Source organism: Mycolicibacterium sp. P4_G11 (assembly GCF_056555145.1).
This window is the reverse complement of record NZ_JBFUJW010000006.1, coordinates 212,425-239,116: the sequence shown is the minus strand read 5'-3', so window position 1 is coordinate 239,116 and position 26,692 is coordinate 212,425. Positions and strand designations below refer to the sequence as shown.

Sequence of the window (26,692 nt, the reverse complement as noted above, 5' to 3'; positions counted from 1 at the left end):
CGCGTGTGTAACAGATCTATTGTGTGATCACTCGCGATTCGGCAATCTATTGCGTGAGGGAGGTGTGCGGCCGGTGGAAAGCGTCGACGAGACGGACGAGCGCATCCTGGCCGAATTGGCGGACAACGCGCGCGCCACGTTCGCCGAGATCGGTGAGCGGGTGGGCCTGTCGGCCCCCGCGGTCAAGCGGCGGGTCGACCGACTGCTCGCCACCGGCGTCATCCGCGGCTTCACCACGGTCGTCGACCGGAACGTGATCGGTTGGGGGACAGAGGCATACGTCCAGGTGTACTGCCAGGGCACCATCACGCCGGCCCAGCTGCGCGAGGCTTGGGAGGGCATCCCCGAGGTGGTCTCGGCCGCCACGGTGACCGGCACGTCCGACGCCATCCTGCATCTCCTGACCCGGGACATGAGACATCTGGAGGCGGTGCTGGAGCGCATCCGCGGCAGTGCGGCGATCGAGCGCAGCGAAAGCATCGTGGTGCTGTCCAACATCGTGGAGCGCGGGGTGCGGGGGAGCTGGGAGCGGGGCTGACCCCGAGTCGGCGCCGCCTGGTGGTCTGCTGAGCAACCAAGCACAGGGTGGCCTACCTGGCACCGGCAGCATCGTGTAAGAAAGCCCACGTGACTACAAACGGAGGCATCGTCATTGTCGGTGGCGGTCTGGCCGCCGCGCGCACCGCCGAGCAACTGCGCAAGGCCGAGTACGCCGGGCCGATCACGCTGATCAGCGATGAGGTCCATCTGCCGTACGACCGGCCGCCGCTGTCCAAGGATGTGCTGCGGGCCGAGGTCGACGACACGACGCTCAAGCCGGCCGAGTTCTACGACGAGAACAACATCACGCTGCTGCTGGGCTCGGGTGCGGCCAAGCTCGACACCGGCGCCCAGACGGTGACTCTCGCGAACGGTGAGGTCGTCGGCTATGAGGAGCTGGTCATCGCCACGGGCCTGGTGCCCAGGACCATCCCGTCGCTGCCGGCTCTCGACGGCATCCGGGTGCTGCGTACCTACGACGAGTCGCTGGCACTGCGCGAGCACGCCGGTGCGGCCAAGCGTGCTGTGGTGATCGGCGCCGGGTTCATCGGGTGTGAGGTGGCGGCCAGCCTGCGCAAGTTGGGCGTCGAGGTGACCATCGTCGAGCCGCAGCCCACGCCGCTGGCGTCGGTGCTCGGTACCGAGATCGGCGAACTGGTGGCGCGGCTGCACCGTGCCGAGGGCGTCGACGTGCGGTGCGGCGTCGGGGTCACCGGCGTGACCGGCACCGGCCACGTCGAGAAGGTGCAGCTGGCGGACGGTTCTGAACTGGACGCCGACGTCGTCGTCGTCGGGATCGGTTCGCGCCCGTCGACCGACTGGCTCGAGGGCAGCGGTATCGCGGTCGACAACGGCGTGGTGTGCGACGCCGCCGGCCGCACCAGCGCCCCCAATGTGTGGGCCATCGGTGACGTCGCCTCCTGGCGCGACGGCGCGGGACATCAAGTGCGGGTGGAGCATTGGAGCAACGTGGCCGAGCAGGCGCGGGTCATCGTGCCGGCGATGCTGGGCCAGGATGCCACCGCCGCGGTCGTGGTGCCGTACTTCTGGAGCGACCAGTACGACGTCAAGATCCAGTGCCTGGGTGAGCCCAAGGCCGGCGACACCGTGCACATCGTCGAGGACGACGGCCGCAAGTTCCTGGCGTTCTACGAGCGCGACGGTGCGGTCAGCGGCGTCGTCGGCGGCGGCATGCCGGGCAAGGTCATGAAGAACCGGGCCAAGGTCGCGGCCGCGGTGCCGATCGCCGACGTCCTGCAGTGATTTGTGCACGTTCTGTCACGCTGACCGAGACAGAACGTGCACAAGATGCGATATGGAACCGGACGGCTGTGGCGCGCGTCTAAATCAGCATGCGCGACGACGCCCGGCTCAACAATCTTCTCTGCTATCACGACGGCGTCATCACTCTGGATCAGGCGGCGACGGCAGGGCTGAGTCGCCAGGCTGTTCACCGGCGGGTCAAATCTGGCCTGTGGCAACGATGTTCGCCGGGTGTCTACTTCGTAGCTGATCGGCCATTCAGCGATGAGGCACGCATCCGTGCTGCCGTCTGGGCTTACGGGGTTCGGGGGTCAGCGAGTGGGCTTGCGGCAGCCTGGTGGCACGGCCTGGCGACGTTCGCTCCGTCGACGGTTGAGGTCACGGTGCCGAAGGTGACCAATCACCCGCGATATGAGGGCACGAAGCCGCGTCGCCGGGATCTGGGTGAGCACGACGTCGTCGAGCTGCGCGGGCTTCGAGTGACGACGTTGTCCCTGACAGTGGTGGAGGCGGCGGCCCGCCGTGGCGGCGGGATGCGCGTGCTGGACTCGGCGATGCAGCGCCAGCTTGTGGACCTGAGCGAGTTGTGGCGTGTGCATACGCGGCACAAGGGTCGACACGGTTCGCCGGCCGCCCGGATCGTGTTGCAGGCTGCCGACGGTGGCACACGTTCGGCGGCTGAGCGGTTGTTCCAGAAACTCTTGGAGGACGCCGGGATCACCGGGTGGCGGACCAATTACCGGATTGGCAAGTACCGTGCCGATTTTGCCTTTCCCGACAACACCGTTGTCGTCGAAATCGACGGCTTGGCAGTGCATTCCACTGCTGAGGTGTTCCAGACGGACCGGTGACGGCAGAACGACCTGGTGTTGATGAACTGGCAAGTTCTCCGCTTCACTTGGTTGGACCTGACGCAATACCCGGATCAGGTGCTCGCAACGCTCAGTCGCGCCCTGCGACTTGTGCACGTTCAGTAACGCCCAGCGTTACCAGTCGTGCGCAAATCCCTCAGGCGCCGAGGTAGAACCGGGCGCCCTGGTCGTCGGCGCACAGCGCTGACATCCCGTACGGCTGGCGCGACGGTTCGTCGATGACGGTGCCCCCGGCCTCGCGGACCCGCGCCACCGCGGCGTCGACATCGGGCACCGTCCACATCGGGACGGCGACGGTCTGCGCGGCGCCGCCGGCCAGCCCGGACATCGGCTGGCACTCCTGCACCGCCCACCCGTCATCGACGCGGCCGGGCTCGAATGTCCAGGACAGCACCTGTCCGTAGAAGTCCTTGAATGCCGCTGAGTCGGCCACTTCGTGGGTCAGGTACGAAAGTTCGCCTGGCCCTGCACCGTTGAGCTCGGGCCGGGGAATGTCCGGCGTCGGCTGGAACACCGCGAAATCAGTGCCGAGCACGTCGGTGGCGTCCAGGGTCGCCCCCCAGTCGTGGTTCTCCGGCGTGCCCACCTGTCCGCCCGCGGCCAGGATGGCCTGCCGCGCCGCGTCGAGATCGGCGACCGCGTAGCAGCAGAACACCGTCTGCGGGCCGGTGGTCTCGAAGATGCCGGTGTGCATTCGGTTGCTGGTCACCTTGCGCGTGTCCGGGTCGTAGGTCCAGCCCAGCACGTGGCCGTAGAAGGCGGCTGCCCGCTCGGCGTCCGGCGTCTGTACCGATATGTAGCCGATGTCGCCGTGCCGGATCGGGACGACGGCGCCGGGGTCAGGACCGGTGAGCATCCAGCGGTGACCGAATGGGTCGATCACCACCGCGGTCCGCGCGCCGTGGGCATCGTACGGTTCCCGCTGCACCTGCGCGCCGCCTTGCCTGGCCTGTGCGAGGGCGGCGTCGGTATCCGGCACCGCCAGCATCAGGCTCACCGAAACCGATTGGGGTGACGGTGCTTTCAGTCCGAGCTCCGGGAACTCGTCGGCCAGGTAGAGCACGCCGCCGGCCAGCGCCAGCTCGGCGTGGCCGATCCGGCCGTCGTCCATGACGATCGGTTCGCCGACGACGACGGCGCCCAGGGCGTCGACGTACCAGGCGATGGCGGCGCGCGCGTCGGCGACGGCCAGGTAGGGCAGGGCCGCCGGCCGGGGCACCGGGGCCGCGGCGGTGGCGGGTGCGTTCAAGTCGGCGATGGCGGTGTCGGTTCCACTCATGACAATTCCTTTCGGGAGGCTGATGGCGGCCTCCAAGCGCGCCCGCAGGCGGGCCGCGAAGGCCGGGTCGGGCTGCACGGGGAGTTCACCGCCGGTCAGGACCGTCAGCGGGTCGTGACTGTTGTGCAGGGTCATGACGCACCTCCGTCCTGGTATTCGGTTCGGAATGCCCGCTTGGCCCGCACCAGCAGGGCTTCGGTGGCGTGCACGGTGCGTCCGATCAACTCGGCGCATTCGGGCACGGGGCGGTCATCCAGATATCGCAGCGTCAGCACCATGCGGTGCTGTTCGGGCAACCGGGCCAGCGCGGCCTCGGCGACCAGCCGGTCCAGCTCGGCGTCCCAGTCGTCGAAAGGCTCTGCGGGCTCGGGTGTTTCGGGTACGGATACGGTGAAGCGGTCGTGCCTGCGGCGGTAGTGATCGGCCAGCTTGTGCCGGGCGACGCCGATCAGCCACGGCACCGAGATCACCGGCGGCGCCGTACGACGGGCAGCGTCCATCGCCGCCAGAAACGTCTCCGACGTCAGGTCTTCCGCGGTGCCCCGATCACCGCAGCGCCGCACGAAGTACCCGTAGACCACGGGCAGCGCCGAGTCGTACAGCGCCAACAGCGTCTGCGGAGCATCACCGTCTGATTCGCCCCTCACACCCTTATCGTCGCGTCGGGCGGCCGTTTTCCGACGCCCTCGCCGAAATTAGATGGAAATCAGTCCTTCGCGGACGATGTCGAAGGCTTGGCCCAAGGCATCGGGCAGCGAGACGGTCTCGTCGGCCAGCCACTGTTCGTAGGCGGTCAGCGCCACGCCGAGCACCGTCCAGGCCACGGTCTGGGGCACGAGTTCGGTCGGTTTGACGTCCAAGCGGCGCGCGACGAAGGCCGCGATCACGCCGCGCCAGCCCGCGTACATCGTCATCGAGTAGGCCTGCAGCGCGTCGGTCTGCAGGATCACCTGCATCCGGCGGCGGTGCCGGGGTGTCTCGGATTCGTCAAAGCTGTTGAATTCCAACAGCGCTGACCGCAGCGCGGCGTCCAGCGGCACGTCATGGGGGACGGCGTTGAGCAGGTCCCGCAGATTGGTCAGACTCGCGTCGAAGTCGGCCCACGGGATGGCATTCTTCGACGAGAAGTAGCGGAACAGGGTGCGCCGGGAGATGCCGGCGGCATGGGCGACGTCGTCGACGCTGACGTCGTCGAAGCCGCGGGTGGCGAACAGCTCGAGCGCCACATGGGTGATGTGGTCGCGCGTGGTGGAGCGGCGCCGGCCCACCCGCCCGTGCTGTGGAACGGCCCCGGCGTCGCGCTCGGGAGGCTCCGATTCGGTCCGCATCAGACCCGCCCTTCCTTTTCGGCACTCGATGCCATATTCTTGCGACTTGGATCACAGTTGTCGAGTACCGGCAACTGCCACGGTAGCGAAAGGGGCGATCCATGGACTCGAATCAGCAGGTTGAGACCGGCACCGAATTGGTCACCGAGACTCTGGTCGAAGAGGTCTCGATCGACGGTATGTGCGGGGTCTACTGACCGTGTCTGCACCAGCCGCGGCCCGGACCGGGCCAGCAGGGGCCGGATTGCCGGCTCCGCCGGCGCTGGCCTTCGATCCGGACCGCGGCTGGCGCCTGCACCACCAGGTCGCCGTCCGCCCCGAACCATTCGGCGCGCTGCTGTATCACTTTGGTACACGCAAACTTTCGTTCCTGAAGAACCGCATCATCGTCGAGATCGTCAACACGCTGGCCGACCATCCGGACGTGCGCAGCGCCTGCCGCGCCGCCGGCATCGACGATGACCAGCAGGGGCCGTACCTGCACGCGTTCGGCGTGCTGGTCCAGTCCAAGATGCTGATCCCGGCAGACCAGCACAGCCCAGAAGGATCCACCGCTTCATGACCGCAACGGCACCCGTGCCCCGGCTGATCGAGCAGTTCGAGCATGGCCTCGACGCGCCCATCTGCCTCACCTGGGAACTCACCTACGCCTGCAACCTGTCCTGCGTGCACTGCCTGTCGTCGTCGGGCAAGCGCGACCCGCGCGAGCTGAGCACCCAGCAGTGCAAGGACATCATCGACGAGCTCGAGCGCATGCAGGTGTTCTACGTGAACATCGGCGGCGGCGAGCCGACGGTGCGGTCGGATTTCTGGGAGCTCGTCGACTACGCCACCGAGCATCACGTCGGCGTCAAGTTCTCCACCAACGGTGTGCGCATCGACGAGGCCGTCGCTGCGAAGCTCGCCGCGAGTGACTATGTGGACGTTCAGATTTCGCTCGACGGCGCCACCGCGGAGATCAACGACGCGGTGCGCGGACCGGGTTCGTTCGCCATGGCCATTCGGGCGCTGGAAAACCTGAAGAACGCGGGCTTCAAGGACGCCAAGATCTCCGTCGTCGTGACCCGCCACAACGTCGACCAGCTCGACGATTTCAAGGCCCTCGCCGACAACTACGGCGCCACCCTGCGCATCACGCGGCTGCGCCCGTCCGGCCGCGGCGCCGACGTGTGGGACGACCTGCACCCCACCGCCGAGCAGCAGGTCCAGCTCTACAACTGGCTGGTCGCCAAGGGTGAGCGGGTGCTCACCGGTGACTCGTTCTTCCACCTGTCGGGCCTCGGCGAGCCCGGCGCGCTGGCCGGCCTGAACCTCTGCGGCGCCGGTCGTGTCGTGTGCCTGATCGACCCCGTTGGCGATGTGTACGCCTGCCCGTTCGCCATCCATGAGCGCTTCCTGGCCGGAAACATCCTGAGCGATAACGGTTTCCAGCATGTCTGGCAGGACGCCCCGCTGTTCCGTGAACTGCGGGAACCGCAGTCGGCCGGTGCCTGCGGCAGCTGCGGGCACTACGACAGCTGCCGTGGCGGCTGCATGGCGGCCAAGTTCTTCACGGGTCTGCCCATGGACGGCCCGGACCCCGAGTGCGTGCAGGGCTTCGGCGAGCCCGCGCTGGCACTCGACCGCGACAAGCCCAAGTCGCACCTCGACCACTCCCGCAGCGGGGGTCGCAAAGGACCCGTCCCGCTCAAGCTCCTGGCCATGCCGGCCAAGGCTCCGCAAAAATTCTGTAACGAAAGTCCTGTCTAGATCATGGCTCGTGATACCTGGTTCGAAACCGTCGCCATCGCGCAGGAGCGCGCGAAGAAGCGGCTGCCCAAGTCCGCCTACTCCTCGCTGATCTCGGCGAGTGAGAAGGGTTTGACTGTCGCCGACAACGTCGCGGCGTTCGGCGAGCTCGGCTTCGCGCCGCACGTCATCGGCGCGCTGGACAAGCGCGAGATGGCGACAACGGTTATGGGTCAGGAGATTTCACTGCCCGTGATTATTTCTCCGACCGGCGTGCAGGCGATCAACCCCGACGGCGAGGTCGCCGTCGCCCGCGCCGCCGCGGCCCGTGGCACCGCGATGGGCCTGTCGTCGTTCGCCAGCAAGCCGATGGAAGAGGTCATCGCGGCGAACCCCAAGACGTTCTTCCAGATCTACTGGCTGGGCAGCCGCGACGACATCGCGGCCCGGGCCGAGCGGGCCCGCGCGGCCGGCGCCAAGGGCCTGATCGTCACCACCGACTGGAGCTTCAGCCACGGCCGGGACTGGGGCAGTCCCAAGATTCCGGAAAAGATGGATCTCAAGACCATCATCAAGATGAGCCCTGAGGTCATCACCAAGCCGCGCTACATGTGGACCTGGGGCAAGACCCTGCGTCCGCCCGAGCTGTCGGTGCCCAATCAGGCCATCAACGGCCAGGCCCCGCCGCCGTTCTTCGACGCCTATGGCGAGTGGATGGGTACCCCGGCGCCGACCTGGGAGGACATCGCCTGGCTGCGTGAGCTGTGGGGCGGGCCGTTCATGCTCAAGGGCGTCATGCGCATCGACGACGCCAAACGTGCTGTGGACGCGGGTGTTTCGGCGATCTCGGTGTCCAATCACGGCGGTAACAACCTGGACAGCACCCCGGCGTCGATCCGGGCGCTGCCGGCCATCGCCGAGGCCGTCGGCGACCAGATCGAGGTTTTGCTGGACGGCGGTATCCGCCGAGGCAGCGACGTGGTCAAGGCGCTGGCGCTCGGTGCCCGTGCGGTGATGCTCGGCCGGGCCTACCTGTGGGGGCTGGCGGCCGAGGGACAGGCCGGCGTCGAGAACGTGCTCGACATCATGCACGGCGGTATCGACTCGGCGCTGCGTGGTCTGGGCAAGGGCTCGATTCACGACCTCGGGCCGGACGACATCCTGGTGCCGGAGGGCTTCATCCGGCGGCTGGGCGGCTAACGCCGCTGGGCGCCGGCGCCTGATTCGACGGGTCCGCTGATACGTGCGGTGCTGACGTGGCTGCCGTGATGGTCAATGGGGTCTTGACAACCGCGACAACTTGACCATCCGCTACGAATTGTTGCGTATACGGCAACAATTGGCGCACAGCGGGCAAATTCGGCTTACCATCGGCGGGTGCCTTTCCCCAGCGAGCTCGGGAACTCGACGTCGAGGCAGTTGCAATCCATGCGGCCTTCGTTGATCGTCCCGCTTGGTTCCACCGAGCAGCATGGGCCGCACCTGCCGCTGGATACCGACACCCGGATCGCTGAGGCGGTGTCGCGGTCCGTGGCCGCGCAGCTGCGTGAGACGACGCCCGGCGTCGATCAGCCCACGTGGCTGGTGGCGTCTGCCATCAGCTACGGCGCGAGCGGTGAGCACGAGAGTTTTCCCGGCACCATCTCGATCGGCCTGGCCGCGCTGGAGCATTTGCTGGTCGAGTTCGGCCGGTCGGCCTGCAACTGGGCCGGCCGGATCGTGTTCGTCAACGGTCACGGCGGCAATGTGGCGGGGTTGACGGCGGCGACCACGCTGTTGCGGGCCGAGGGGCGCGATGTGGCCTGGTGCCCGTGTACGGCAGTCGGTGCCGACGCCCACGCCGGCCATACCGAAACGTCTGTACTGCTGCATCTTTCACCGGCGGACGTCTGGGTCGACGAGAGCGTCGTCGGCAACACCGCGCCGTTGCCGGAGCTGCTGCCGGCATTGCGCAGTGGCGGAGTGGCCGCGGTCAGCCCGGTGGGGGTGCTGGGCGATCCGACGACTGCCACCGCGGACGAGGGGTCCCGTATCTTTGCAGAAATGGTCGGGAGCTGTGTGCGCGGGATCGGCACGTGGCAGCCCGGCCCGGGGGGAATGCTCGCGTGACGGGGGTGGGACAGTGACGGGGCCGAGGCTGCCCGACGGCTTTGCCGTCCAAGTGGATCGTCGGGTCAAGGTGCTGGGGGAGGGCGCCGCACTGCTCGGTGGATCGCCGACGCGATTGTTGCGTCTGGCTCCGGCGGCGCAGACCATGCTGGACCGCGGCCGGCTGGAGGTCCACGACGCGCAGAGCGCGCAGCTGGCCCGCACCCTGCTCGACGCCACGGTCGCCCACCCGCGGCCGGCGACCGGGCCGTCGCACCTCGACGTCACCGTCGTTGTTCCGGTACGCGACAACGCAGTTGGCGTCGCCCGGCTGGTGCGGTCCCTGCGCGGCATGCGCGTGGTGGTCGTCGACGACGGCTCTGTGGTGCCGCTGCAGGCCGCGGACTTCTGCGACCTGGCCGGCCACTGCGACGTCCGCGTGCTCCGGCACGACATCAGCCGCGGACCCGCGGCGGCCCGCAACACCGGGCTGGCCGCCTGCGAGACGGATTTCGTGGCGTTCCTGGACTCGGACGTGGTGCCGCGTCGCGGATGGCTGGAAGCGCTGCTGGGGCACTTTTGCGACCCGGCCGTCGCGTTGGTCGCGCCGCGCATCGTGGGTCTGCACGAGCCCGACAATCTGATTGCGCGCTACGAGGCCGTCCGCTCGTCACTGGATCTCGGCATGCGGGAAGCGCCGGTGGTGCCGTACGGCATGGTGGCCTATGTGCCGAGCGCGGCCATCGTCTGCCGGCGCGCGTCGCTCGACCAGGTGGGCGGTTTCGACGAGTCGCTGCAGTCCGGTGAGGACGTGGACCTGTGCTGGCGGTTCATCGAGGCCGGGGCCCGGCTGCGGTACGAACCGATCGCGCTGGTCGGCCACGATCACCGCACCGCGTTGGGAGAGTGGTTCGCCCGCAAGGCCTTTTACGGTTCCTCGGCCGCGCCGCTGTCGGTGCGACACCCGGGCAAGACCGCGCCGTTGGTGATCTCCGGCTGGACCCTGGTGGTCTGGGTGCTGCTGGGCATGGGGTCCGGGGTGGGCTACCTCGCCTCGACCATCGCCGCCGCGATCACCGGCCGGCGCATCGCCAACTCACTGCGATCGATCGACACCGAACCGCGGGAAGTCGCCGCCGTGGCCGCGCAGGGACTGTGGGCTGCGGCCCTGCAACTCGCCGCGGCGCTGTGCCGGCATTACTGGCCGGTGGCGCTGGTGCTGGCGGTGTGTTTCCGGCGCTGGCGGCAAGTGGTGCTGATCGCCGCGATCGTGGACGGCGTCGTGGACTGGGCCCGCCGCCATCACACGGTGGACGACAACACCCAGCGCGTGGGCCTGCTGGCCTACCTGCTGCTCAAGCGCCTCGATGACATCGCCTACGGTCTCGGACTGTGGGGCGGCGTGGTGCGCGAGCGGCATCTGGGTGCGCTCAAGCCGCAGATCCGGACTTGATCCCGCGCGGCGATGACGTCCTGATCGTCGGGGCCGGCAGTGCCGGCTGTGTTCTGGCCGAGCGTCTTTCGGCCGATCCCGCCTGTCACGTGACACTGCTCGAGACCGGCGGCACCGTCCGTCCGGAGCCGGGCTGGGTGCTGCCCATCGGCGTCGACAGCACCGTCACGCGACAGCACCGGACGACGCTGACGCAGAATCCGGCGCGGTCCGCGGACATCGTGCGGGGACGGGTGCTGGGCGGGTCCGGGGCGATCAACGGCGGCTATTTCTGCCGGGCCTGGCCGTCGGATTTCGACGCCTGGGCGGTGCCGGGCTGGGCGTGGTCCGACGTGCTGCCGCACTATCGCGCCATCGAGACGGACCACGATTGTGGCGGTGCCGAGCACGGTTCGGCCGGTCCGGTGCCGGTGCGCCGTATCAGCGAATTCGCAGCGTCCTCACAGGCTTTCCGTGACGCGGCCGGTGCTCGGTACCCGTGGGTCGATGATCTCAATGCCGCGGCCGGGATGCGGCCCGGCCTCGGTGCGGTGCCGCTGAACATCGATGAGACCGGTCACCGGCACGGTCCGGGTGAGGTCTATCTGGCGGCCGCGCGCGGCCGGGACAACCTGACGGTGTTCACCGGGACGCGCGCGCTGCGGCTGTTGTTCGACGGTGCCCGCGCGGTGGGAGTGCGATGCCTGGGTCCCGATGGTCCGGTGGATCGGTATGCCGATCGGATTGTGTTGTGCGCCGGGGCAATTGAATCGGCGCATCTGTTGATGCTGTCCGGGATCGGCCCGGCCGCGCAATTGCGGGGAGTCGGCGTGCCGGTGGTGGCCGACCTGCCGGTGGGCGTCGCGTGCGCCGATCATCCGGAATGGGTCGTGCCCACCACCTGGCCCGCGGCTCCCGGCCGTCCGCCGCTCGAATTGCTGCTCACCACCGAACAGCTGGAAATCCGGCCATATACCTGGGGATTCGCGGCCATGACCGGCGGTGCCGCCGGGGGGTCGGATCCGGTGCACCTCGGTATCTCGCTGATGCGGCCGCGCGCGCAGGGCAGGGTCCTGTTGGTATCGGACGACCCGGACGTGCGGCCCACCATCGAGCACCGCTACGACTCCGACCCGGCTGATGCCGCCGCGCTGCAAGTCGGTCATGAATTGTGTCGGGACCTGTTCGGCGATGCCGTCGTCGACGGCGAACCCGCCTGGTCCACCGCGCAGCATCTGTCGGCCACGGCGCCGATCGGAGCGGACGGCGACGAGCGCGCCGTCCTCGATCCCCGCTGCCGGGTGCGCGGCATCGACGGGCTGTGGGTGGCCGACGGTGCCGCACTGCCCGGCATCACCGGACGGGGCCCGCACGCGACGGTCGTCATGCTGGCGCACCGGGCGGCCCAATTCATCGTGTCCTAGCGGCCATTCGGTGGTGTGTGCTCGCGACCGGGCGCCCAGAACGCGATCAGCACGCCGGCGACCGCGGTGATCGATGCCAGCACCACCAGTGACGTCTGCATGGCATGCAGGAACGCCACCCGGGCCACGGCCACGAGTTGACCGCCGACCGGTCCCAGATGCGGCGCGGCGGCCACTGCGCCGGCCAGCGAGCCGTGCGCGGCGTCCTGCGCCGGATGTGGGAAACCGGCCACCGCGGATCCGATGTGCTTCGTATATCCGGCGGCCAGGAGGGACCCGGTGAGCGCGATACCGAGGGCGGCACCTACTTCCCGCGTGGTGTCGTTGACCGCTGACGCGACGCCTTGCTTGTCATCGGACACCGACGTCATGATTGCCGAAGTCGTTGGTGCGGTGAACAATCCGACGCCCGTGCTGATCACGAGCAGGGGCCACGCCAAGTCCCAGTACGACGAGTCGATCCGCACGTGACCCATGAGCAACAGACCGGCCGACAGCAGCCACAAGCCGGTGAACACCACCAGGCGTAGCCCCACCTTGGGCAGATACCAGGACGACAGCGGGGACAGGATCAGCAATGGGACGGCGAGCGGGGACAGCGCCAGTGCAGTGCCGATCGGGCTGTAGCCCATGACCAGCTGCATGAATTGCATCGACAAGTAGAAGAAGCCGAACAACACCATGAACAGCACGGTGATGGCGGCGGCCCCGGTGCCGAACTGCCGATCGAGAAACAGTCGGACATCCAGCAGTGGGTATGGGGCACGCAGCTCGATGACTGCGAACGCGACTGTCAGGATCAGCCCGCCGGCGATGCCGCCCAGCACGACCGGATGTGTCCAGCCGAGATCGGGCGCCGCCAGGATGGCGTATACCAGGGACGCCACTGCCGCCGCGATGACGACGGCGCCGGTGACGTCCAACGGCTTGGCTTCCGGGTCACGGGAGCTCGTGATGGTCATGGCCAGGACGACGAGGGTGAAGCTCGAGACGGCAAAGGCCCAGAAGATCGACTGCCACGGCCAGAAGTGCAGCAGCACACCGGATCCCAGCATGCCGACCACTGCACCGCAGCCGGCGATTCCGGCCCAGATGCCCACCGCTTTGGTGCGTTGGTCCGCCGGGTAGGACGCGGTGATCAGGGACAGCGTTGCAGGCATGATGAACGCGGCGCCCACTCCGGCCACTGCGCGGGCGACGACGATGTGCAGGGGATGGGTGCTCAGCGCCGGAACGATCGAGGCCAGCGCGAAGACGGTGAGGCCGAACAGCAGGGCGCCGCGCCGGCCGTAGCGGTCGCCGATAGCGCCGGCGGGCAGCAGTAGACAGGCCAACGTCAAGGTGTAGCTGTCGATGATCCAGGTGAGCTGGGTCTGGTTCGCTGACGTGGCCATCGCGATGTCGCCGAGCGCGGTATTGAGCGCCACCATCGACGAAATCACCAGCAGCACAGCGCAACACGCCACGCATAGGGTCCAGGTTCGGCGACGGGAGGTGGGTGGCGCCGGGAGGATTTCCACGTCGGGACTCACCGTGCGCGCCTTGTCGACCATTCGCAGACCTTCCGGTAGCTTCAAGACCGATGGTCTTGAAGCGAGACTAACAGTCTCGTTTGTTATCCGGAGGTGATTCGGCGGTGTCCAGCGAACACGGTGATCCTCGGCCGGCACGCTCGCGGGCCCGCTTGTTGGAAGCTGCGACCACCCTGCTGCGCTCGGGTGGCCCGAGCGCCGTCACGGTCGACGCGGTGATCCGCGCGTCCAACGTGGCCCGGGCCACCCTCTATCGCCACTATCCCAGCGGAAATGACCTGCTGGCGGCAGCATTTCACGCGCTCATCCCGCCGGCCCCGGTGCCGCTTGCGGAGGGCGACCTGCGCGAGCGGTTGATCGCGCTCGTGCATGCGCAGGCGGAACTGATCGCCGAAGCGCCCGTCAGCCTGACCGCCATGTCGTGGCTGGCGCTCGGCGGCAACCTCGAACACCTGCCCTCTGGGGCGGCGGGGACTGAGAGCACCGAGGTCCGCAACCTACGGGAGCGAGTGGCCGAGCAGTATGCCGTGCCGTTCGAATCGGTGCTCTCCAGTCCCGCGGCTGTCGCCGAACTCGGTGACGTCGACCGGCTGCGAGCCACGGTCCTGCTCCTCGGCCCGATCGTGCTGGGCAAGCTCAGCACGCTGCCGAATTTCGACTACCGGCAGATCGCCATTGCCGCTGTCGACGGATTTCTGGCGACCCACCGGATCACCGCAGTGAGTACCGAATCGGCAGGTGCTTGAAGCCGCCGACGAACGTGGTCGCGGAGAGCTCCGGGGTACCGGCCAATTCGATCGAATCCAGCCGGGACAGCAGCTCGGTGAACAGGCTGTTCATCTCCATGCGGGCCAGTGCCGCACCCAGACAGAAGTGCACGCCGTAGCCGAACGCCAGATGCTTGTTCGGCTCGCGCCCGACGTCGAAGCGGAACGGATCGGTGAACACTTCTTCGTCACGGTTACCGGAAACGTAAGCGAGATAGACGGATTCACCTTCGGCGATCGGCACGCCGCGCACGACGGTGTCGGCGGTCGCGGTGCGCATGAATTCCTTCACCGGCGTGCTCCACCGGATCATCTCTTCGACCGCGGTCGGCATCAGGTCCGGGTTCGCCTTCAGCCGGGCCAGCTCGCCGGGATTCTCGATCAGCGCATGCAACCCGCCGGAGATGGCGTCCTTCGTGGTGTCGTGTCCGGCGGTGGCGACGATCACGTAGTAGGACGCGGTGTCCATGTCGCTGAGCGGTTCGCCGTCGATGCGGCCGTTGGCGATCGCCGACGCCAGGTCCTCGGTGGGGTTGGCCCGCCGCGACGCGGTCAGCGTGGCGAAGTACCCGAAGAAGTCGAGCAGCACGCTGAACAGTTCTTCGGGGGACTGGCCGCGGCTGTACTCGTCGTCGTCGCCGCCGAACAGCTGCTGCGTCAGGGTGTGCATGCGGTCGTAGTCCTCCTCGGGCAGGCCGAGTAGCGACATGATGACGTAGAGCGGGAACTGGATCGCGATCTCTTCGACGAAGTCGCATTCCGGTCCGGCGTCGCGCATCCGGTCGACGTGCCGCTTGGCCAGTTCGTCGACGCGGACCTTGAGGTCGCGCATCGCCTTCGGCCGGAACCAGTCGGCGCCGATCGCCCGGATCTTGCGATGGTGCGGATCGTCCATGTGGATGAGCGTGCGCAACCCCATGCCGGCGTCGGCCTGTGCCTTCAGTAGGTCTTCGTCGTCGGCCTTCATGAGCAGCGGGCGGGGCTCGCTGATGAACAGGTTGTTGTCGCGCTCGATGGCCATGATGTCGGCGTGCTTCGTGATCGCCCAGAACGGCCGATACGGCGGATTATCCACCCAGGCAACGGGATTGGTAGCTCGCAGCCGAGTGAGTGCCGTGTGTAGCCGATTGTCGTCGGCGTAGGCGGTGGGGTCGGCGAGAACCTTGGCGGCCTCGTCGGTGGTGGGTGCACTCATTGAACTCCTCACACAGGCGCGTACTTGACAGCTGTCAAGCGGAGTCTAGGTCGTTCGATGCGCCGTGGGGAGGGGGTAGCCGCAAATATTTATCGGCCGCGTTCGGCCGAGTTCAGTACGCTGGGTGCTCGTGTCGTCCGCCCACCTACGCAGACTGCTGCAGCGCGCTGCAGCAGTGGCTGGGGCAGTGCTGCTGGTGGCCGGCTGCGGCCTGGACTCGCACAGTGATGGTGCCACCGCCGTGGCGCCCGATGCGGTGACAGCTGATCCGGCGCTGGTGCACACCGCGACGGGGACCGTCCGCGGCACGGTCAATCCAGATCTGCGCTTCTTCGGTGGAATCCCTTATGCGGCACCGCCATTGGGTCCGCTTCGGTTCCGTCCGCCGGCTCCCGCGGTGACGTGGGACGGGGCGCGCGACGGTACGAAGCCTGGCGCGCGCTGCATCCAGGACCCCAAGGGCGACCTGGAGATGGGCCGCAACAGCAGCGAGGATTGCCTGACCCTCAACGTCTGGACGCCACCGGTGCAGGCCTCCCGCGAGCGCCGACCCGTGTTGGTGTGGTTGCACGGCGGTGGGTTCATCAACGGCTCCAGCGGCATCTACAACTCGACGCGGCTGACCACCCGCGGCGACATCGTGGTGGTGACGGTCAATTATCGGCTCGGTGCACTGGGATTCCTGGCTCACCCCGCATTGGGCGCCGGCCCCGACGTCGGCAACTACGGACTCGCCGACCAGCAGGCGGCGCTGCGCTGGGTGCGCGACAACATCGCCGCGTTCGGCGGCGATCCCGGCAAGGTGACCATCGCCGGTGAGTCGGCCGGCGGGATGTCGGTGTGCGACCACCTCGTCGCGCCGGAGTCGGCCGGCCTGTTCCGGGGTGCCATCATCGCCAGTGGGCCATGCCAGGCCCAGGGTGCGCTACCCGAGGCCACGCGGTCCAGCCTCGCCTACGCCAGTGCCGCGGGATGTGGCGATCCGGCGGTCGCTGCAGACTGTCTGCGCGGTCTGCCGGTGGACAAATTGCGAAAGCCGGTGTGGTACTACGGAATCGGCGAGAACATGCTCAGTGGGCCGGTCTCGGGGACGACGTTGCTGCCGGTCGATCCGATGCGGGCCATCGGAACCGGCGATGCCGCTCGGGTCCCGGTGATGATCGGCACCACCCGCGACGAGTTCACCCTCTTCGTGGCCATGCAGTATCTGCGTGCGGGCAAGCGCTTCCATGCCGACGGCTACCCGCACCTGCTGCAGTCCACGTTCGGCGCCGACGCCGCCGCGGTGGCAGAGCGCTACCCGCTGAACCGCTACGGCGGCAGCGCGGCGATCGCCTATTCGACCGCGGTCACCGACGGTGCTTTCGCGTGTGTGGCCGACCGCATCGGCGACGCGTTGGTCGCGGACGCCCCGGTATATGGGTACGAATTCGCCGATCCGGCGCCGCCGACGCCGGATCCGCTGCGCCACTTGCCTTTCCCGGTCGGTGCGAGCCATTCGCTGGATCTGCGCTACATCTTCAACATGGGCGGAGCGCCGCCGCCTGCGCCGGAGCAGGTCGCCTTGTCGGATCAGATGATCGACTACTGGAGTTCGTTCGTCCGCGACGGCCGGCCCAGTGCTGACGGGGCACCGGAATGGCCGCAGCTGACCGGCGGTGACCACGACAGCAGGATGTCGCTGCGCCCCGACGGCAGCCGTTTGGTCACCGACTACGACCAGGTGCATCAGTGCGCGTTCTGGGCGAGTCTGCAGCACTGACGTCTCGCGCCCGAAAATGGCTTGCCTGCCCAGGCGCGCGTCGACTTCGATAGGGCGGCATGACGGTTCCCGATGCCGAGGCCTTTGCCCGCGACTGGTGCCAGGCGTGGAACGCCCACGACGTCGAGGCGGTGCTCGCCCATTTCCACGACGACGTCGTCTTCACCTCACCGGTCGCGGCGCGCGTCGTGCCGGAGTCCGGGGGAGTGGTGCGGGGTAAGGACGCGCTCCGGCGGTATTGGACCACCGCGCTGGCGGCGCTGCCCGAACTGCACTTCGAGATCGTGGCCACCTATGTAGGGACGCAGGCTCTCGTCATCAACTACCGGAACCACCGCGGGCAATTGGTCAACGAGGTGCTGATCTTCGACGGCGATCTGGTGCGCGAAGGTCACGGCACCTATCTCGACTGAGGTCCGATTTACCCGACTCCTCATCGCGGCTCGTGCCTCGCCGCTTGATCGTCGTCAGGCTATGCGGGCGTCACCCACGTCGTGATGTCGGCGTGCACGACCTCCTCGCCGGCGGCGTCGACCACCGAGACCGATACGACGACGTCGGTGCCCTTGGTCAGGGTCTCGAAGTCGGGGATGTCGACGCGGGCGTGCGCCCGAAGCGAGGTGGTGGCCTTGGCGAGGTACTGGACGTTCATGGCTTTGGGTATCCAGCGGTGGGTTGTCGGCACGGTCGCTTCCATCGCCATGCCCATGGCGGCCTCCGCGGCGTTGCACGACGCGATCGCGTGCACGGTGTGCAGATGGTTGTAGACGAAGAACCACTTCGGCACCGCCACCTCGGCGTAGCCCGGCTCCATCGTCACCACTCGGGGCAGGACCGACGCGAAGTACGGCACTCGCACCATCGCGGCGGCGGAGAACATCAGGCTGCCGCCGGGCCGTCCGGAGAGTTGCTTCCAGGCGCGGTAGGTGGGGCTGAGTGTCGACATGTCACTATCTTACTCAAAAGTAAGTTCGGTATGTCCGCAGACTCTGGAACCGCGGCGCTAACCACTCGCGATTTTCAGCCGTGGATACCGGGTCAACGCGAAAGCCGGCCGGGCAGGCGTTGACCCTGAACCCAGGGTTCCCGCCACTCGCACTTTTGCGCCGCAAGTGCAGGATCAACGGGACCCCGCTATTGACTCTGTAACCAGGGCGGCAGCCACTCGAACATCCTCGCCCTCGCCGTGGAATCAGTGCAGGACCGGCGGTGAAACCCGGGCGCGGCGGATGGCTCCGCAGCGGATTTGGAGCAAGCCCGGATCTGGGGCATACTGTTCGGGTTGCCTTGCGCCGGGTTCGCCCGCCGCGGGCAGACGACCGGCGCCCATCACGGGCGCATCCGGTCCCAGCATCGCCCGAGATGGAATTTCCAGCGCGGACGACTGTGTGCAAAGGCGACACGCCCGAGCGCGGGGGTCGGTGAACCACAGAAACGTAAAGAGCGGCGGCATAGCCAGCGCGCGTCATCGGGTGTCCCGGGACGTGCGTATTGAAGACCAGGCCCGAGCACGGGCCCGTGACAGTTAGGTAGGAGAAGCGTGGCGGGACAGAAGATCCGCATCAGGCTCAAGGCCTACGACCACGAGGCGATTGACGCCTCGGCGCGCAAGATCGTTGAGACGGTCACCCGTACGGGAGCAAGCGTGGTCGGCCCGGTGCCGCTGCCGACCGAGAAGAACGTGTACTGCGTTATCCGGTCTCCCCATAAGTACAAGGACTCGCGGGAGCATTTCGAAATGCGTACCCACAAGCGCCTTATCGACATCCTCGACCCCACGCCGAAGACCGTTGACGCCTTGATGCGCATCGATCTGCCGGCGAGCGTCGACGTCAACATCCAGTAGGAGACCCAGAAAAATGGCACGCAAAGGCATTTTGGGCACCAAGCTGGGCATGACGCAGGTGTTCGACGAGAACAACAAAGTCGTCCCGGTCACGGTCGTGAAGGCCGGCCCCAACGTGGTGACCCGCATCCGCACCCCCGAGCGCGACGGCTACAGCGCCGTGCAGCTCGCCTACGGTGAGATCAGCCCGCGCAAGGTGAACAAGCCGGTTACCGGTCAGTTCGCCGCTGCAGGCGTCAACCCGCGTCGGCACCTGGCCGAGCTTCGTCTCGAAGACGAGGCCGCGGTCGCCGAGTACGAGGTCGGTCAGGAACTGACCGCCGAGATCTTCGCCGACGGCGCGTACGTCGACGTGACCGGCACCAGCAAGGGCAAGGGCTTCGCCGGCACCATGAAGCGCCACGGCTTCAAGGGTCAGGGCGCCTCGCACGGTGCCCAGGCTGTGCACCGTCGTCCCGGTTCGATCGGTGGCTGCGCCACCCCGGGCCGTGTCTTCAAGGGCACCCGCATGTCCGGCCGGATGGGTAGCGACCGCGTCACCACCCAGAACCTGAAGGTTCACAAGGTCGACGCCGAGAACGGTGTGCTGCTCATCAAGGGCGCCATCCCGGGCCGCAATGGTGGACTGGTGGTTGTCCGCACCGCAGTTAAGCGAGGCGAGAAGTAATGACTCTCAAGATTGACGTCAAGACCCCCGAGGGCAAGAAGGACGGCTCTGTCGAGCTGCCCGCCGAGCTGTTCGACGTCGAGCCCAACATCGCGCTGATGCACCAGGTGGTGACGGCCCAGCTGGCCGCCGCTCGCCAGGGCACCCACGCCACCAAGACCCGGGCCATGGTGTCCGGTGGTGGCAAGAAGCCGTACCGCCAGAAGGGCACCGGCCGCGCCCGTCAGGGTTCGACCCGCGCCCCGCAGTTCACCGGTGGTGGCGTTGTCCACGGCCCGCAGCCGCGTGACTACAGCCAGCGGACCCCGAAGAAGATGATCGCTGCTGCCCTGCGCAGCGCGCTGTCGGACCGGGCCCGCAACGAGCGCATCCACGCGATCACCGAGCTGGTGGCCGGTCAGAGCCCGTCGACCAAGAGCGCCAAGTCGTTCCTGTCGTCGCTGACCGACAACAAGAAGGTGCTCGTCGTGATCGGCCGCAGCGATGTGGTCAGCGCCAAGAGCGTCCGCAACCTGCCTGGCGTGCATGTGATCTCGCCGGATCAGCTGAACACCTACGACGTGCTGAACGCCGACGATCTGGTGTTCTCGGTGGAGGCGCTCAACGCCTACATCACCGCCAACACGAAAGAGGAGGTGTCGGCCTGATGGCTACCGTGACTGATCCTCGCGACATCATCCTGGCCCCGGTCATCTCGGAGAAGTCCTACGGACTCATCGAGGACAACACGTACACGTTCATCGTGGCACCGGAGTCCAACAAGACGCAGATCAAGATCGCTATCGAGAAGATCTTCGACGTGAAGGTCGACTCGGTGAACACCGCGAACCGGAAGGGCAAGCGCAAGCGCACCCGCACCGGTTTCGGCCAGCGCAAGAGCACCAAGCGCGCGATCGTGACCCTGTCCGCCGGCAGCAAGCCGATCGAACTGTTCGGAGCTCCGGCCTGATCGGCCGGGAGTTAAGGGATTAACTGATAATGGGAATTCGCAAGTACAAGCCGACGACCCCGGGTCGTCGCGGTTCGAGCGTCTCCGACTTCGCCGAGATCACTCGTTCGACTCCGGAGAAGTCGCTGATCCGTCCGCTGCACGGCACTGGTGGTCGTAACGCGCATGGCCGCATCACGACTCGTCACAAGGGTGGCGGTCACAAGCGTGCCTACCGCGTCATCGACTTCCGTCGCCATGACAAGGACGGCGTCAACGCCAAGGTCGCGCACATCGAGTACGACCCCAACCGCACCGCGAACATCGCGCTGCTGCATTTCGTGGACGGCGAGAAGCGCTACATCCTCGCCCCCAAGGATCTGAAGCAGGGCGACGTCATCGAGCAGGGGCCGAACGCCGACATCAAGCCGGGTAACAACCTGCCGATGCGCAACATCCCGGCCGGTACCGTCATCCACGCTGTGGAGCTGCGTCCGGGCGGCGGTGCCAAGCTGGCCCGCTCGGCCGGTGTCAGCATCCAGCTGCTCGGTAAGGAAGGCGCTTACGCCACGCTGCGTATGCCGTCCGGTGAAATCCGTCGCGTCGACGTGCGCTGCCGCGCCACCGTCGGCGAGGTCGGCAACGCCGAGCAGGCGAACATCAACTGGGGTAAGGCCGGCCGTATGCGGTGGAAGGGCAAGCGCCCGACCGTCCGTGGTGTCGTGATGAACCCGGTCGACCACCCGCACGGTGGTGGTGAGGGTAAGACCTCCGGTGGTCGCCACCCGGTCAGCCCGTGGGGCAAGCCTGAGGGCCGTACCCGCAAGCCGAACAAGCCGAGCGACAAGCTCATCGTCCGCCGCCGGCGCACCGGCAAGAACAAGCGCTAGGCCGGAAAGGAATAGACGATGCCTCGTAGCCTCAAAAAGGGTCCGTTCGTCGACGACCATCTGCTCAAGAAGGTCGACGTTCAGAACGAGAAGAACACCAAACAGGTCATCAAGACCTGGTCCCGTCGGTCGACCATCATCCCCGACTTCATCGGTCACACCTTCGCCGTCCACGACGGCCGCAAGCACGTGCCGGTGTTCGTCAGTGAGGCGATGGTCGGGCACAAGCTCGGCGAGTTCGCCCCGACGCGGACCTTCAAGGGTCACATCAAGGACGACCGGAAGAGCAAGCGCCGCTAATGACTACCGTTACTGAATACCCGTCCGCGAGCGCCACTGCGCGCTTCGTGCGTGTGTCGGCGAGCAAGGCCCGCCGGGTCATCGACCTGGTCCGTGGCAAGAGCGTCGAAGAGGCGCTCGACATCCTGCGGTGGGCGCCGCAGGGTGCCAGCGAGCCGGTCGCCAAGGTGATCGCGAGCGCTGCCGCCAACGCGCAGAACAACGAGGGCCTGGACCCGACGACGCTGGTGGTTGCGACCATCCACGCCGATGAGGGTCCGACCGCCAAGCGCATCCGGCCGCGCGCCCAGGGGCGTGCGTACCGAATCCGCAAGCGCACCAGTCACATCACCGTGGTCGTCGAGAGCCGTCCCGCCAAGGACAAGGGCTCGAAGGGCGCTACGGCCGGTGCCGCTCGCGCTCGTCGTGCGCAGGGCAGCAAGGCCGCCGCGGCCAAGACCGAGACGAAGGGAGGCTCGGAGTAGTGGGCCAGAAAATCAACCCCCACGGCTTCCGCCTCGGTATCACCACCGAATGGAAGTCCCGTTGGTACGCCGACAAGCAGTACGCGGACTACGTCAAGGAAGACGTCGCGATCCGTAAGCTGCTGGCCACCGGCCTGGAGCGCGCCGGCATCGCCGACGTGCAGATCGAGCGCACGCGTGACCGCGTCCGGGTGGACATCCACACCGCACGTCCGGGCATCGTCATCGGTCGCCGTGGCACCGAGGCCGACCGCATCCGCGCCGACCTGGAGAAGCTGACCGGCAAGCAGGTTCAGCTGAACATCCTCGAGGTCAAGAGCCCCGAGGGCGTCGCGCAGCTGGTGGCGCAGGGCGTTGCCGAGCAGCTGAGCAACCGTGTCGCGTTCCGTCGTGCCATGCGCAAGGCCATCCAGTCGGCCATGCGCCAGCCCAACGTCAAGGGCATCCGGGTGCAGTGCTCGGGCCGCCTCGGCGGTGCTGAGATGAGCCGTTCGGAGTTCTACCGCGAAGGTCGCGTGCCGCTTCACACGCTGCGCGCCGACATCGATTACGGCCTGTACGAGGCCAAGACCACATTCGGCCGTATCGGCGTGAAGGTGTGGATCTACAAGGGCGACATCGTCGGTGGCAAGCGTGAGCTGTCCGCCGCCGCTCCCGCCGCCGACCGTCCCCGTCGGGATCGTCCGTCCGGTACCCGTCCGCGTCGCAGCGGTTCGTCGGGTACCACCGCGACGAGCACCGAGGCCGGCCGCGCCGTGGATGTTGCTGTTGAGACCCCCGCCGGCGATGCGCCGACGGAAGCAACGGAGAGCTAGTCATGCTGATTCCCCGCAAGGTCAAGCACCGCAAGCAGCACCACCCCGAGCAGCGCGGTATCGCCAGCGGCGGCACCTCGGTCAGCTTCGGTGACTACGGCATCCAGGCCCTGGGCCACGCCTACATCACCAACCGGCAGATCGAGTCCGCTCGTATCGCCATCAACCGGCACATCAAGCGTGGCGGCAAGGTCTGGATCAACATCTTCCCGGACCGCCCGCTGACCAAGAAGCCTGCCGAAACCCGCATGGGTTCCGGTAAGGGTTCGCCGGAGTGGTGGGTCGCCAACGTCAAGCCGGGTCGCGTGCTCTTCGAGCTCAGCTACCCCGACGAGAAGATCGCCCGGGAGGCGCTCACCCGCGCCATCCACAAGCTGCCGATCAAGGCACGCATCGTGACTCGAGAGGAGCAGTTCTGATGGCAGTTGGAGTTTCGCCTGGTGAACTGCGTGAGCTCACCGAGGAAGAGCTGACCACGCGTCTGCGCGAGTCGAAGGAAGAGCTGTTCAACCTTCGCTTCCAGATGGCGACCGGTCAGCTGTCGAACAACCGCCGGCTGCGTACCGTGCGGCAGGAGATCGCGCGGGTCTACACCGTCCTGCGTGAACGCGAGTTGGGCCTGGCATCCGGGCCGGTTGGTAAGGATTAGTCATGGCAGAAACCAAGGGCCCCAAGCACACGCCGGCCACTGAGACCGAGCGCGGCCGTCGCAAGACCGCCATCGGTTACGTGGTGTCGGACAAGATGGAAAAGACCATCGTGGTCGAGCTGGAGTCCCGCAAGAGCCACCCGCTCTACGGGAAGATCATCCGGACCACCACCAAGGTCAAGGCGCACGACGAGAACGGCGATGCCGGTATCGGTGACCGCGTCTCGCTGATGGAGACCCGTCCGCTGTCGGCGACCAAGCGCTGGCGTCTGGTCGAGGTGCTCGAGAAGGCCAAGTAGCCTTCGCACTTCCACTGCGCGAGCAGACATAGAACTGCCCCTCTTCTTCGGAAGAGGGGCAGTTTTGTATTCGGCGGAATCTCACCAATCCGGATCGGGGCCGGCTCCGAAGACCTGGCATGTACACATTCGTGCTCATCGGATTTCTGGGCGGACTCATCACCGCCATCTCGCCATGCGTCCTGCCGGTGCTGCCCGTGGTGCTGTTCTCCAGCGCCGGCCGCGCACCTTACCGGGTGATCGCGGGGTTGGTGCTCAGCTTCAGCCTGGTGACGCTGGTGGGGACGGTGGTGCTCCAGCAGTTGCACTTGCCGGCAGGCGTCGTCCGCTGGATCGGCCTGCTGGCACTCACCGCCATCGGCGCCGGGCTGATCTTCCCGCGCATCGAGCGACTGCTCGACGCGCCGTTCGCGCGCATACCGCAACGGGACATCGCCGGCAGCCGTAAGGGATTCGGCCTCGGACTGGCGCTGGGCGTGCTGTATGCGCCGTGTGCGGGACCGGTGCTGGCAGCCATCGTGGTGGCCGGAGCGACGGGCCATATCGGCCTGGACACCGTCGCGCTGACCGTGTCATTCGCGGTCGGCACCGCCCTGCCGCTACTGCTGTTTGCCATCGGCGGGCAGCGAGTTGCCGAGCGCATCAAGGCGTTTCAGAACCGGCAACGGCAGATTCGGGTCGCCGCCGGGGTGGTCATGCTCGTGGCCGCGGTGGCGTTGGCACTGAACCTGCCCGCCACGGTGCAACGGAAGATCCCCGACTACACCGCGACGTTGCAGGCCCGCATCGCACCGGCCGGCGGCGGCCTGTCGAGCTGCGTGGAGGGCGCGAGTCGGCTGCAGGACTGCGGCACCGCTCCGGACATCGTCGGTATCGACAGCTGGTTCAACACTCCGGGAGACGCGCCGCTGGACCTGAAGTCCTTGCGCGGCAAGGTGGTTCTCGTCGACTTCTGGACCTACACCTGCATCAACTGTCAGCGCGCGATCGAGCACGTCGCCGGTTGGTACGACCGGTACAAGGACCAGGGCTTCATTGTGATCGGTGTGCACACGCCGGAGTACCAATTCGAGCACGACCGCGCCGGCGTCATCAAAGGGGCGGCCGACCTGCACATCAAATACCCCGTCGCGCTGGACAACTCGTACGACACCTGGCACAACTACCAGAACCAGTACTGGCCGGCGAGCTACCTGATCGACGCCGACGGTGTGGTTCGGCACCTCAAGTTCGGAGAGGGCGACTACGACGTCACCGAAGGGATGATCCGGGAACTCCTGGCTCAGTCGAAGCACTGACGGTGCGGCTAGGCTGCTCAGACGATGCCCTCGTCGTCTGAGCCCACCCCCGATCTCGGTGCCTTGCTGCATCGTGTCGCCGGCGGGGATACCGACGCGTTCGCATCGTTCTATGACGCGACCTGTGCCCGGGTCTTCGGCCTGATTCTGCGGGTGCTGCGGGATACCGGCTACAGCGAGGAGACAACGCAGGAGGTGTACGCCCAGGTGTGGAGGTCGGCAGCCGGTTTCGATCCCGCCAAGGGGTCGGCGCTGGCCTGGGTGATGACGCTGGCACACCGCCGGGCTGTTGATCGGGTGCGCGCGGAGGTTGCGCACAGTCATCGTGAATGGACTTACGGCACAACACATGTCGATACCGATTCGGATGTGGTGGCCGAAGCGGTGGTCCTGGGCGATGACCGTCGCCGCGTCGTGGGTTGCCTCGGCATCCTGACCGACACCCAGCGTCAGGCGATCGAGTTGGCCTATTACGGCGGCCTGACCTACGTGCAGGTTTCCGAGCGGCTGGCCACGAGTCTCGGCACGGTGAAATCGCGGATGCGGGACGGCTTGCGCAAGCTCCGTGATTGTCTGGGGGAGTCATGAGCGATCCGTCGGAATTCGAACTGCTGGAGTTGGCAGTGCCGTACGCGCTCGATGCCGTCTCCGATGCCGAGCGTGCCGAGATCGAGCGGCACCTGGTCGAGGCGCCGGGGCCGGTCGCCGAGGCGTTTCGGAATCAGGTGGCCGAAACCCGCGAGACCCTTGGGGCCCTGTCGGCCGGCACCGCGGTGCCGCCGCCGGCGGCGCTGAGAGCTCGGGTCCTGCAAGGCAATCGGCGCCTGGTTCGCGAACACCGTTGGCGCAATGCGGTTCTGGCGGCGGCGGCCGTCGTCGCGGTCGGGGGCGGCGCCTTCGTGGCAGGCTGGATGTTGCGTCCGCCGGCCGCGCCGCCGGTCGCCGAGCAGGTGATGACGGCTCCTGACGTACGCACTGTTTCCACCGCCCTGCGCTCCGGGGGCACGGCGACCTTCGTGTACTCGCGGACACGCGGCGACGGGATGGTGGTGTTCGACGGTGCTGCCGCGCCGCCGCCGGGCATGGCCTACCAAGTGTGGTTGATGCAAGACGGTGTCCCCGTCCCGTCGGGTCCGGCGATCCGGGATCCGCGCACCGTCATGGTCACGAACATCGGACGAGCATCGGCGTTGGGTCTGACTGTGGAGCCGCTGGGCCGCACAGCGGATGCGCCATCCGGTGACATGGTGGGGCGGGTAGTGCTGCCGTGACGCGGCAGGCCGCGCGCCGCGTGCGCGGCCGTCAATATCCGGGTCGCGGGCCTGC

Annotated in this window: 31 protein-coding genes and 2 pseudogenes; 27 read left to right on the top strand and 6 right to left on the bottom strand. The window is 67.3% G+C overall.

From position 1 onward, the window contains the following. The first annotated feature begins 73 nt into the window (after positions 1–73). The 3 genes and pseudogenes from AC1U2B_RS15450 (at position 74) to AC1U2B_RS15440 (ending at position 2,862) form a co-directional block, all read left to right on the top strand. Positions 74–538, top strand: a complete 465-nt coding sequence (locus tag AC1U2B_RS15450) for an Rv2324 family transcriptional regulator (protein WP_260971222.1) — start codon at positions 74–76, stop codon at positions 536–538. Between the two features lie 89 nt (positions 539–627). Further along, positions 628–1,803 (top strand): NAD(P)/FAD-dependent oxidoreductase, encoded by a 1,176-nt coding sequence (locus AC1U2B_RS15445; protein ID WP_480217453.1) that lies wholly within the window; start codon positions 628–630, stop codon positions 1,801–1,803. An 89-nt stretch (positions 1,804–1,892) separates the two neighbouring features. Further along, positions 1,893–2,862 (top strand): annotated as a pseudogene (locus tag AC1U2B_RS15440) (type IV toxin-antitoxin system AbiEi family antitoxin domain-containing protein). Here AC1U2B_RS15440 and AC1U2B_RS15435 read toward each other — a convergent pair. From AC1U2B_RS15435 to mftR, 3 genes are read right to left on the bottom strand one after another with little or no spacing between them, the layout of a single operon-like run. Beyond that, positions 2,812–4,083, bottom strand: coding sequence for a VOC family protein (locus tag AC1U2B_RS15435; protein WP_480217747.1), 1,272 nt, complete (start codon positions 4,081–4,083; stop codon positions 2,812–2,814). The pseudogene AC1U2B_RS15440 and the gene AC1U2B_RS15435 sit on opposite strands and share 51 nt — an antisense overlap. A 2-nt stretch (positions 4,084–4,085) precedes the next feature. Continuing rightward, on the bottom strand, positions 4,086–4,601 hold the full coding sequence (locus AC1U2B_RS15430) for an RNA polymerase sigma factor (RefSeq protein ID WP_480217452.1): 516 nt from the start codon (positions 4,599–4,601) through the stop codon (positions 4,086–4,088). 48 nt (positions 4,602–4,649) lie between these two features. After that, entirely contained in the window at positions 4,650–5,282 is a 633-nt protein-coding gene (gene mftR / locus AC1U2B_RS15425) for a mycofactocin system transcriptional regulator MftR (RefSeq protein WP_480217451.1), read from the bottom strand. Between the two features lie 101 nt (positions 5,283–5,383). On the opposite strand from mftR, the gene mftA reads away from it, so the two are divergent. The 7 genes from mftA (at position 5,384) to mftG (ending at position 11,954) form a co-directional block, all read left to right on the top strand. Beyond that, positions 5,384–5,479: a mycofactocin precursor MftA gene (mftA, locus tag AC1U2B_RS15420; RefSeq protein ID WP_071287456.1), complete on the top strand. Its 96-nt coding sequence runs from the start codon at positions 5,384–5,386 to the stop codon at positions 5,477–5,479. Then, positions 5,464–5,844, top strand: a complete 381-nt coding sequence (gene mftB / locus AC1U2B_RS15415) for a mycofactocin biosynthesis chaperone MftB (protein ID WP_480217450.1) — start codon at positions 5,464–5,466, stop codon at positions 5,842–5,844. Before mftA ends, mftB begins: the two co-directional genes overlap by 16 nt. Then, on the top strand, positions 5,841–7,031 hold the full coding sequence (mftC, locus tag AC1U2B_RS15410; RefSeq protein WP_480217449.1) for a mycofactocin radical SAM maturase: 1,191 nt from the start codon (positions 5,841–5,843) through the stop codon (positions 7,029–7,031). Before mftB ends, mftC begins: the two co-directional genes overlap by 4 nt. Positions 7,032–7,034: 3 nt before the next feature. Beyond that, a complete protein-coding gene (gene mftD, locus AC1U2B_RS15405) occupies positions 7,035–8,210 on the top strand; it encodes a pre-mycofactocin synthase MftD (RefSeq protein WP_480217448.1) in 1,176 nt (391 codons plus the stop codon). 138 nt (positions 8,211–8,348) lie between these two features. Next, positions 8,349–9,119, top strand: a complete 771-nt coding sequence (gene mftE, locus AC1U2B_RS15400) for a mycofactocin biosynthesis peptidyl-dipeptidase MftE (protein WP_480217746.1) — start codon at positions 8,349–8,351, stop codon at positions 9,117–9,119. Between the two features lie 13 nt (positions 9,120–9,132). Then, positions 9,133–10,551: a mycofactocin biosynthesis glycosyltransferase MftF gene (gene mftF / locus AC1U2B_RS15395; RefSeq protein ID WP_480217447.1), complete on the top strand. Its 1,419-nt coding sequence runs from the start codon at positions 9,133–9,135 to the stop codon at positions 10,549–10,551. Next, positions 10,548–11,954: a mycofactocin dehydrogenase MftG gene (gene mftG / locus AC1U2B_RS15390; protein WP_480217446.1), complete on the top strand. Its 1,407-nt coding sequence runs from the start codon at positions 10,548–10,550 to the stop codon at positions 11,952–11,954. Before mftF ends, mftG begins: the two co-directional genes overlap by 4 nt. Here the strand turns inward: mftG and AC1U2B_RS15385 are convergent. Beyond that, complete coding sequence (locus AC1U2B_RS15385) at positions 11,951–13,507, bottom strand: MFS transporter (RefSeq protein ID WP_480217445.1); 1,557 nt, start codon at positions 13,505–13,507, stop codon at positions 11,951–11,953. The genes mftG and AC1U2B_RS15385 overlap by 4 nt on opposite strands. 83 nt (positions 13,508–13,590) lie before the next feature. On the opposite strand from AC1U2B_RS15385, the gene AC1U2B_RS15380 reads away from it, so the two are divergent. After that, complete coding sequence (locus tag AC1U2B_RS15380) at positions 13,591–14,232, top strand: TetR/AcrR family transcriptional regulator (RefSeq protein ID WP_480217444.1); 642 nt, start codon at positions 13,591–13,593, stop codon at positions 14,230–14,232. Here the strand turns inward: AC1U2B_RS15380 and AC1U2B_RS15375 are convergent. Further along, entirely contained in the window at positions 14,198–15,448 is a 1,251-nt protein-coding gene (locus tag AC1U2B_RS15375; RefSeq protein WP_480217443.1) for a cytochrome P450, read from the bottom strand. The two genes, AC1U2B_RS15380 and AC1U2B_RS15375, sit on opposite strands and share 35 nt — an antisense overlap. A gap of 124 nt (positions 15,449–15,572) precedes the next feature. Here AC1U2B_RS15375 and AC1U2B_RS15370 point away from each other — a divergent pair, with 124 nt between their 5' ends. Further along, on the top strand, positions 15,573–17,210 hold the full coding sequence (locus AC1U2B_RS15370) for a carboxylesterase/lipase family protein (protein ID WP_480217442.1): 1,638 nt from the start codon (positions 15,573–15,575) through the stop codon (positions 17,208–17,210). A 59-nt stretch (positions 17,211–17,269) separates the two neighbouring features. After that, entirely contained in the window at positions 17,270–17,623 is a 354-nt protein-coding gene (locus tag AC1U2B_RS15365) for a nuclear transport factor 2 family protein (RefSeq protein WP_480217441.1), read from the top strand. 59 nt (positions 17,624–17,682) lie between these two features. Here the strand turns inward: AC1U2B_RS15365 and AC1U2B_RS15360 are convergent, their stop codons facing one another. Beyond that, a complete protein-coding gene (locus AC1U2B_RS15360; RefSeq protein ID WP_260937391.1) occupies positions 17,683–18,156 on the bottom strand; it encodes a hotdog fold domain-containing protein in 474 nt (157 codons plus the stop codon). Positions 18,157–18,750: 594 nt separating this feature from the next. Here AC1U2B_RS15360 and rpsJ point away from each other — a divergent pair. From rpsJ to AC1U2B_RS15290, 14 genes and pseudogenes are all read left to right on the top strand, one after another. Next, positions 18,751–19,056: a 30S ribosomal protein S10 gene (rpsJ, locus tag AC1U2B_RS15355; protein WP_003883485.1), complete on the top strand. Its 306-nt coding sequence runs from the start codon at positions 18,751–18,753 to the stop codon at positions 19,054–19,056. 13 nt (positions 19,057–19,069) lie between these two features. Continuing rightward, on the top strand, positions 19,070–19,723 hold the full coding sequence (rplC, locus tag AC1U2B_RS15350; protein ID WP_043401723.1) for a 50S ribosomal protein L3: 654 nt from the start codon (positions 19,070–19,072) through the stop codon (positions 19,721–19,723). After that, complete coding sequence (rplD, locus tag AC1U2B_RS15345) at positions 19,723–20,370, top strand: 50S ribosomal protein L4 (RefSeq protein ID WP_043401726.1); 648 nt, start codon at positions 19,723–19,725, stop codon at positions 20,368–20,370. The genes rplC and rplD overlap by 1 nt, the downstream gene beginning before the upstream one ends. Further along, positions 20,370–20,672, top strand: a complete 303-nt coding sequence (gene rplW, locus AC1U2B_RS15340; RefSeq protein WP_043401728.1) for a 50S ribosomal protein L23 — start codon at positions 20,370–20,372, stop codon at positions 20,670–20,672. Before rplD ends, rplW begins: the two co-directional genes overlap by 1 nt. A 29-nt stretch (positions 20,673–20,701) precedes the next feature. Further along, positions 20,702–21,541: a 50S ribosomal protein L2 gene (gene rplB / locus AC1U2B_RS15335; protein ID WP_043401731.1), complete on the top strand. Its 840-nt coding sequence runs from the start codon at positions 20,702–20,704 to the stop codon at positions 21,539–21,541. Between the two features lie 18 nt (positions 21,542–21,559). Then, positions 21,560–21,841 carry a 30S ribosomal protein S19 gene (gene rpsS / locus AC1U2B_RS15330; protein ID WP_043401734.1) on the top strand — a complete coding sequence of 94 codons (282 nt, stop codon included), beginning with the start codon at positions 21,560–21,562 and terminating at the stop codon, positions 21,839–21,841. Further along, on the top strand, positions 21,841–22,305 hold the full coding sequence (rplV, locus tag AC1U2B_RS15325) for a 50S ribosomal protein L22 (protein WP_043401738.1): 465 nt from the start codon (positions 21,841–21,843) through the stop codon (positions 22,303–22,305). Before rpsS ends, rplV begins: the two co-directional genes overlap by 1 nt. Next, a complete protein-coding gene (gene rpsC, locus AC1U2B_RS15320; RefSeq protein WP_133759579.1) occupies positions 22,305–23,120 on the top strand; it encodes a 30S ribosomal protein S3 in 816 nt (271 codons plus the stop codon). Before rplV ends, rpsC begins: the two co-directional genes overlap by 1 nt. Before the next feature lie 2 nt (positions 23,121–23,122). After that, positions 23,123–23,539, top strand: coding sequence for a 50S ribosomal protein L16 (gene rplP / locus AC1U2B_RS15315; protein WP_020101406.1), 417 nt, complete (start codon positions 23,123–23,125; stop codon positions 23,537–23,539). Next, positions 23,539–23,769: a 50S ribosomal protein L29 gene (rpmC, locus tag AC1U2B_RS15310; RefSeq protein ID WP_043401744.1), complete on the top strand. Its 231-nt coding sequence runs from the start codon at positions 23,539–23,541 to the stop codon at positions 23,767–23,769. Before rplP ends, rpmC begins: the two co-directional genes overlap by 1 nt. 2 nt (positions 23,770–23,771) lie before the next feature. Beyond that, positions 23,772–24,068: a 30S ribosomal protein S17 gene (rpsQ, locus tag AC1U2B_RS15305; RefSeq protein ID WP_043401747.1), complete on the top strand. Its 297-nt coding sequence runs from the start codon at positions 23,772–23,774 to the stop codon at positions 24,066–24,068. Positions 24,069–24,187: 119 nt separating this feature from the next. After that, positions 24,188–25,360: pseudogene (locus AC1U2B_RS15300) on the top strand (cytochrome c biogenesis protein/redoxin); the annotation flags it as partial. A gap of 30 nt (positions 25,361–25,390) precedes the next feature. Next, complete coding sequence (locus tag AC1U2B_RS15295; protein WP_480217440.1) at positions 25,391–25,954, top strand: sigma-70 family RNA polymerase sigma factor; 564 nt, start codon at positions 25,391–25,393, stop codon at positions 25,952–25,954. Continuing rightward, positions 25,951–26,637 carry an anti-sigma factor gene (locus tag AC1U2B_RS15290; protein ID WP_480217439.1) on the top strand — a complete coding sequence of 229 codons (687 nt, stop codon included), beginning with the start codon at positions 25,951–25,953 and terminating at the stop codon, positions 26,635–26,637. The genes AC1U2B_RS15295 and AC1U2B_RS15290 overlap by 4 nt, the downstream gene beginning before the upstream one ends. Positions 26,638–26,692 lie beyond the last annotated feature (55 nt).

Coding starts and splice junctions, on each gene's coding strand:
- mftR (WP_480217451.1), bottom strand. CDS start 5,282: ATGCGGACCGAATCGGAGCCTCCCGAGCGCGACGCCGGGGCCGTTCCA.
- mftA (WP_071287456.1), top strand. CDS start 5,384: ATGGACTCGAATCAGCAGGTTGAGACCGGCACCGAATTGGTCACCGAG.
- mftC (WP_480217449.1), top strand. CDS start 5,841: ATGACCGCAACGGCACCCGTGCCCCGGCTGATCGAGCAGTTCGAGCAT.
- mftD (WP_480217448.1), top strand. CDS start 7,035: ATGGCTCGTGATACCTGGTTCGAAACCGTCGCCATCGCGCAGGAGCGC.
- AC1U2B_RS15385 (WP_480217445.1), bottom strand. CDS start 13,507: ATGGTCGACAAGGCGCGCACGGTGAGTCCCGACGTGGAAATCCTCCCG.
- AC1U2B_RS15375 (WP_480217443.1), bottom strand. CDS start 15,448: ATGAGTGCACCCACCACCGACGAGGCCGCCAAGGTTCTCGCCGACCCC.
- AC1U2B_RS15365 (WP_480217441.1), top strand. CDS start 17,270: ATGACGGTTCCCGATGCCGAGGCCTTTGCCCGCGACTGGTGCCAGGCG.
- AC1U2B_RS15360 (WP_260937391.1), bottom strand. CDS start 18,156: ATGTCGACACTCAGCCCCACCTACCGCGCCTGGAAGCAACTCTCCGGA.
- rplC (WP_043401723.1), top strand. CDS start 19,070: ATGGCACGCAAAGGCATTTTGGGCACCAAGCTGGGCATGACGCAGGTG.
- rplD (WP_043401726.1), top strand. CDS start 19,723: ATGACTCTCAAGATTGACGTCAAGACCCCCGAGGGCAAGAAGGACGGC.
- rplW (WP_043401728.1), top strand. CDS start 20,370: ATGGCTACCGTGACTGATCCTCGCGACATCATCCTGGCCCCGGTCATC.
- rplB (WP_043401731.1), top strand. CDS start 20,702: ATGGGAATTCGCAAGTACAAGCCGACGACCCCGGGTCGTCGCGGTTCG.
- rpsS (WP_043401734.1), top strand. CDS start 21,560: ATGCCTCGTAGCCTCAAAAAGGGTCCGTTCGTCGACGACCATCTGCTC.
- rplV (WP_043401738.1), top strand. CDS start 21,841: ATGACTACCGTTACTGAATACCCGTCCGCGAGCGCCACTGCGCGCTTC.
- rplP (WP_020101406.1), top strand. CDS start 23,123: ATGCTGATTCCCCGCAAGGTCAAGCACCGCAAGCAGCACCACCCCGAG.
- rpmC (WP_043401744.1), top strand. CDS start 23,539: ATGGCAGTTGGAGTTTCGCCTGGTGAACTGCGTGAGCTCACCGAGGAA.
- rpsQ (WP_043401747.1), top strand. CDS start 23,772: ATGGCAGAAACCAAGGGCCCCAAGCACACGCCGGCCACTGAGACCGAG.
- AC1U2B_RS15295 (WP_480217440.1), top strand. CDS start 25,391: ATGCCCTCGTCGTCTGAGCCCACCCCCGATCTCGGTGCCTTGCTGCAT.
- AC1U2B_RS15290 (WP_480217439.1), top strand. CDS start 25,951: ATGAGCGATCCGTCGGAATTCGAACTGCTGGAGTTGGCAGTGCCGTAC.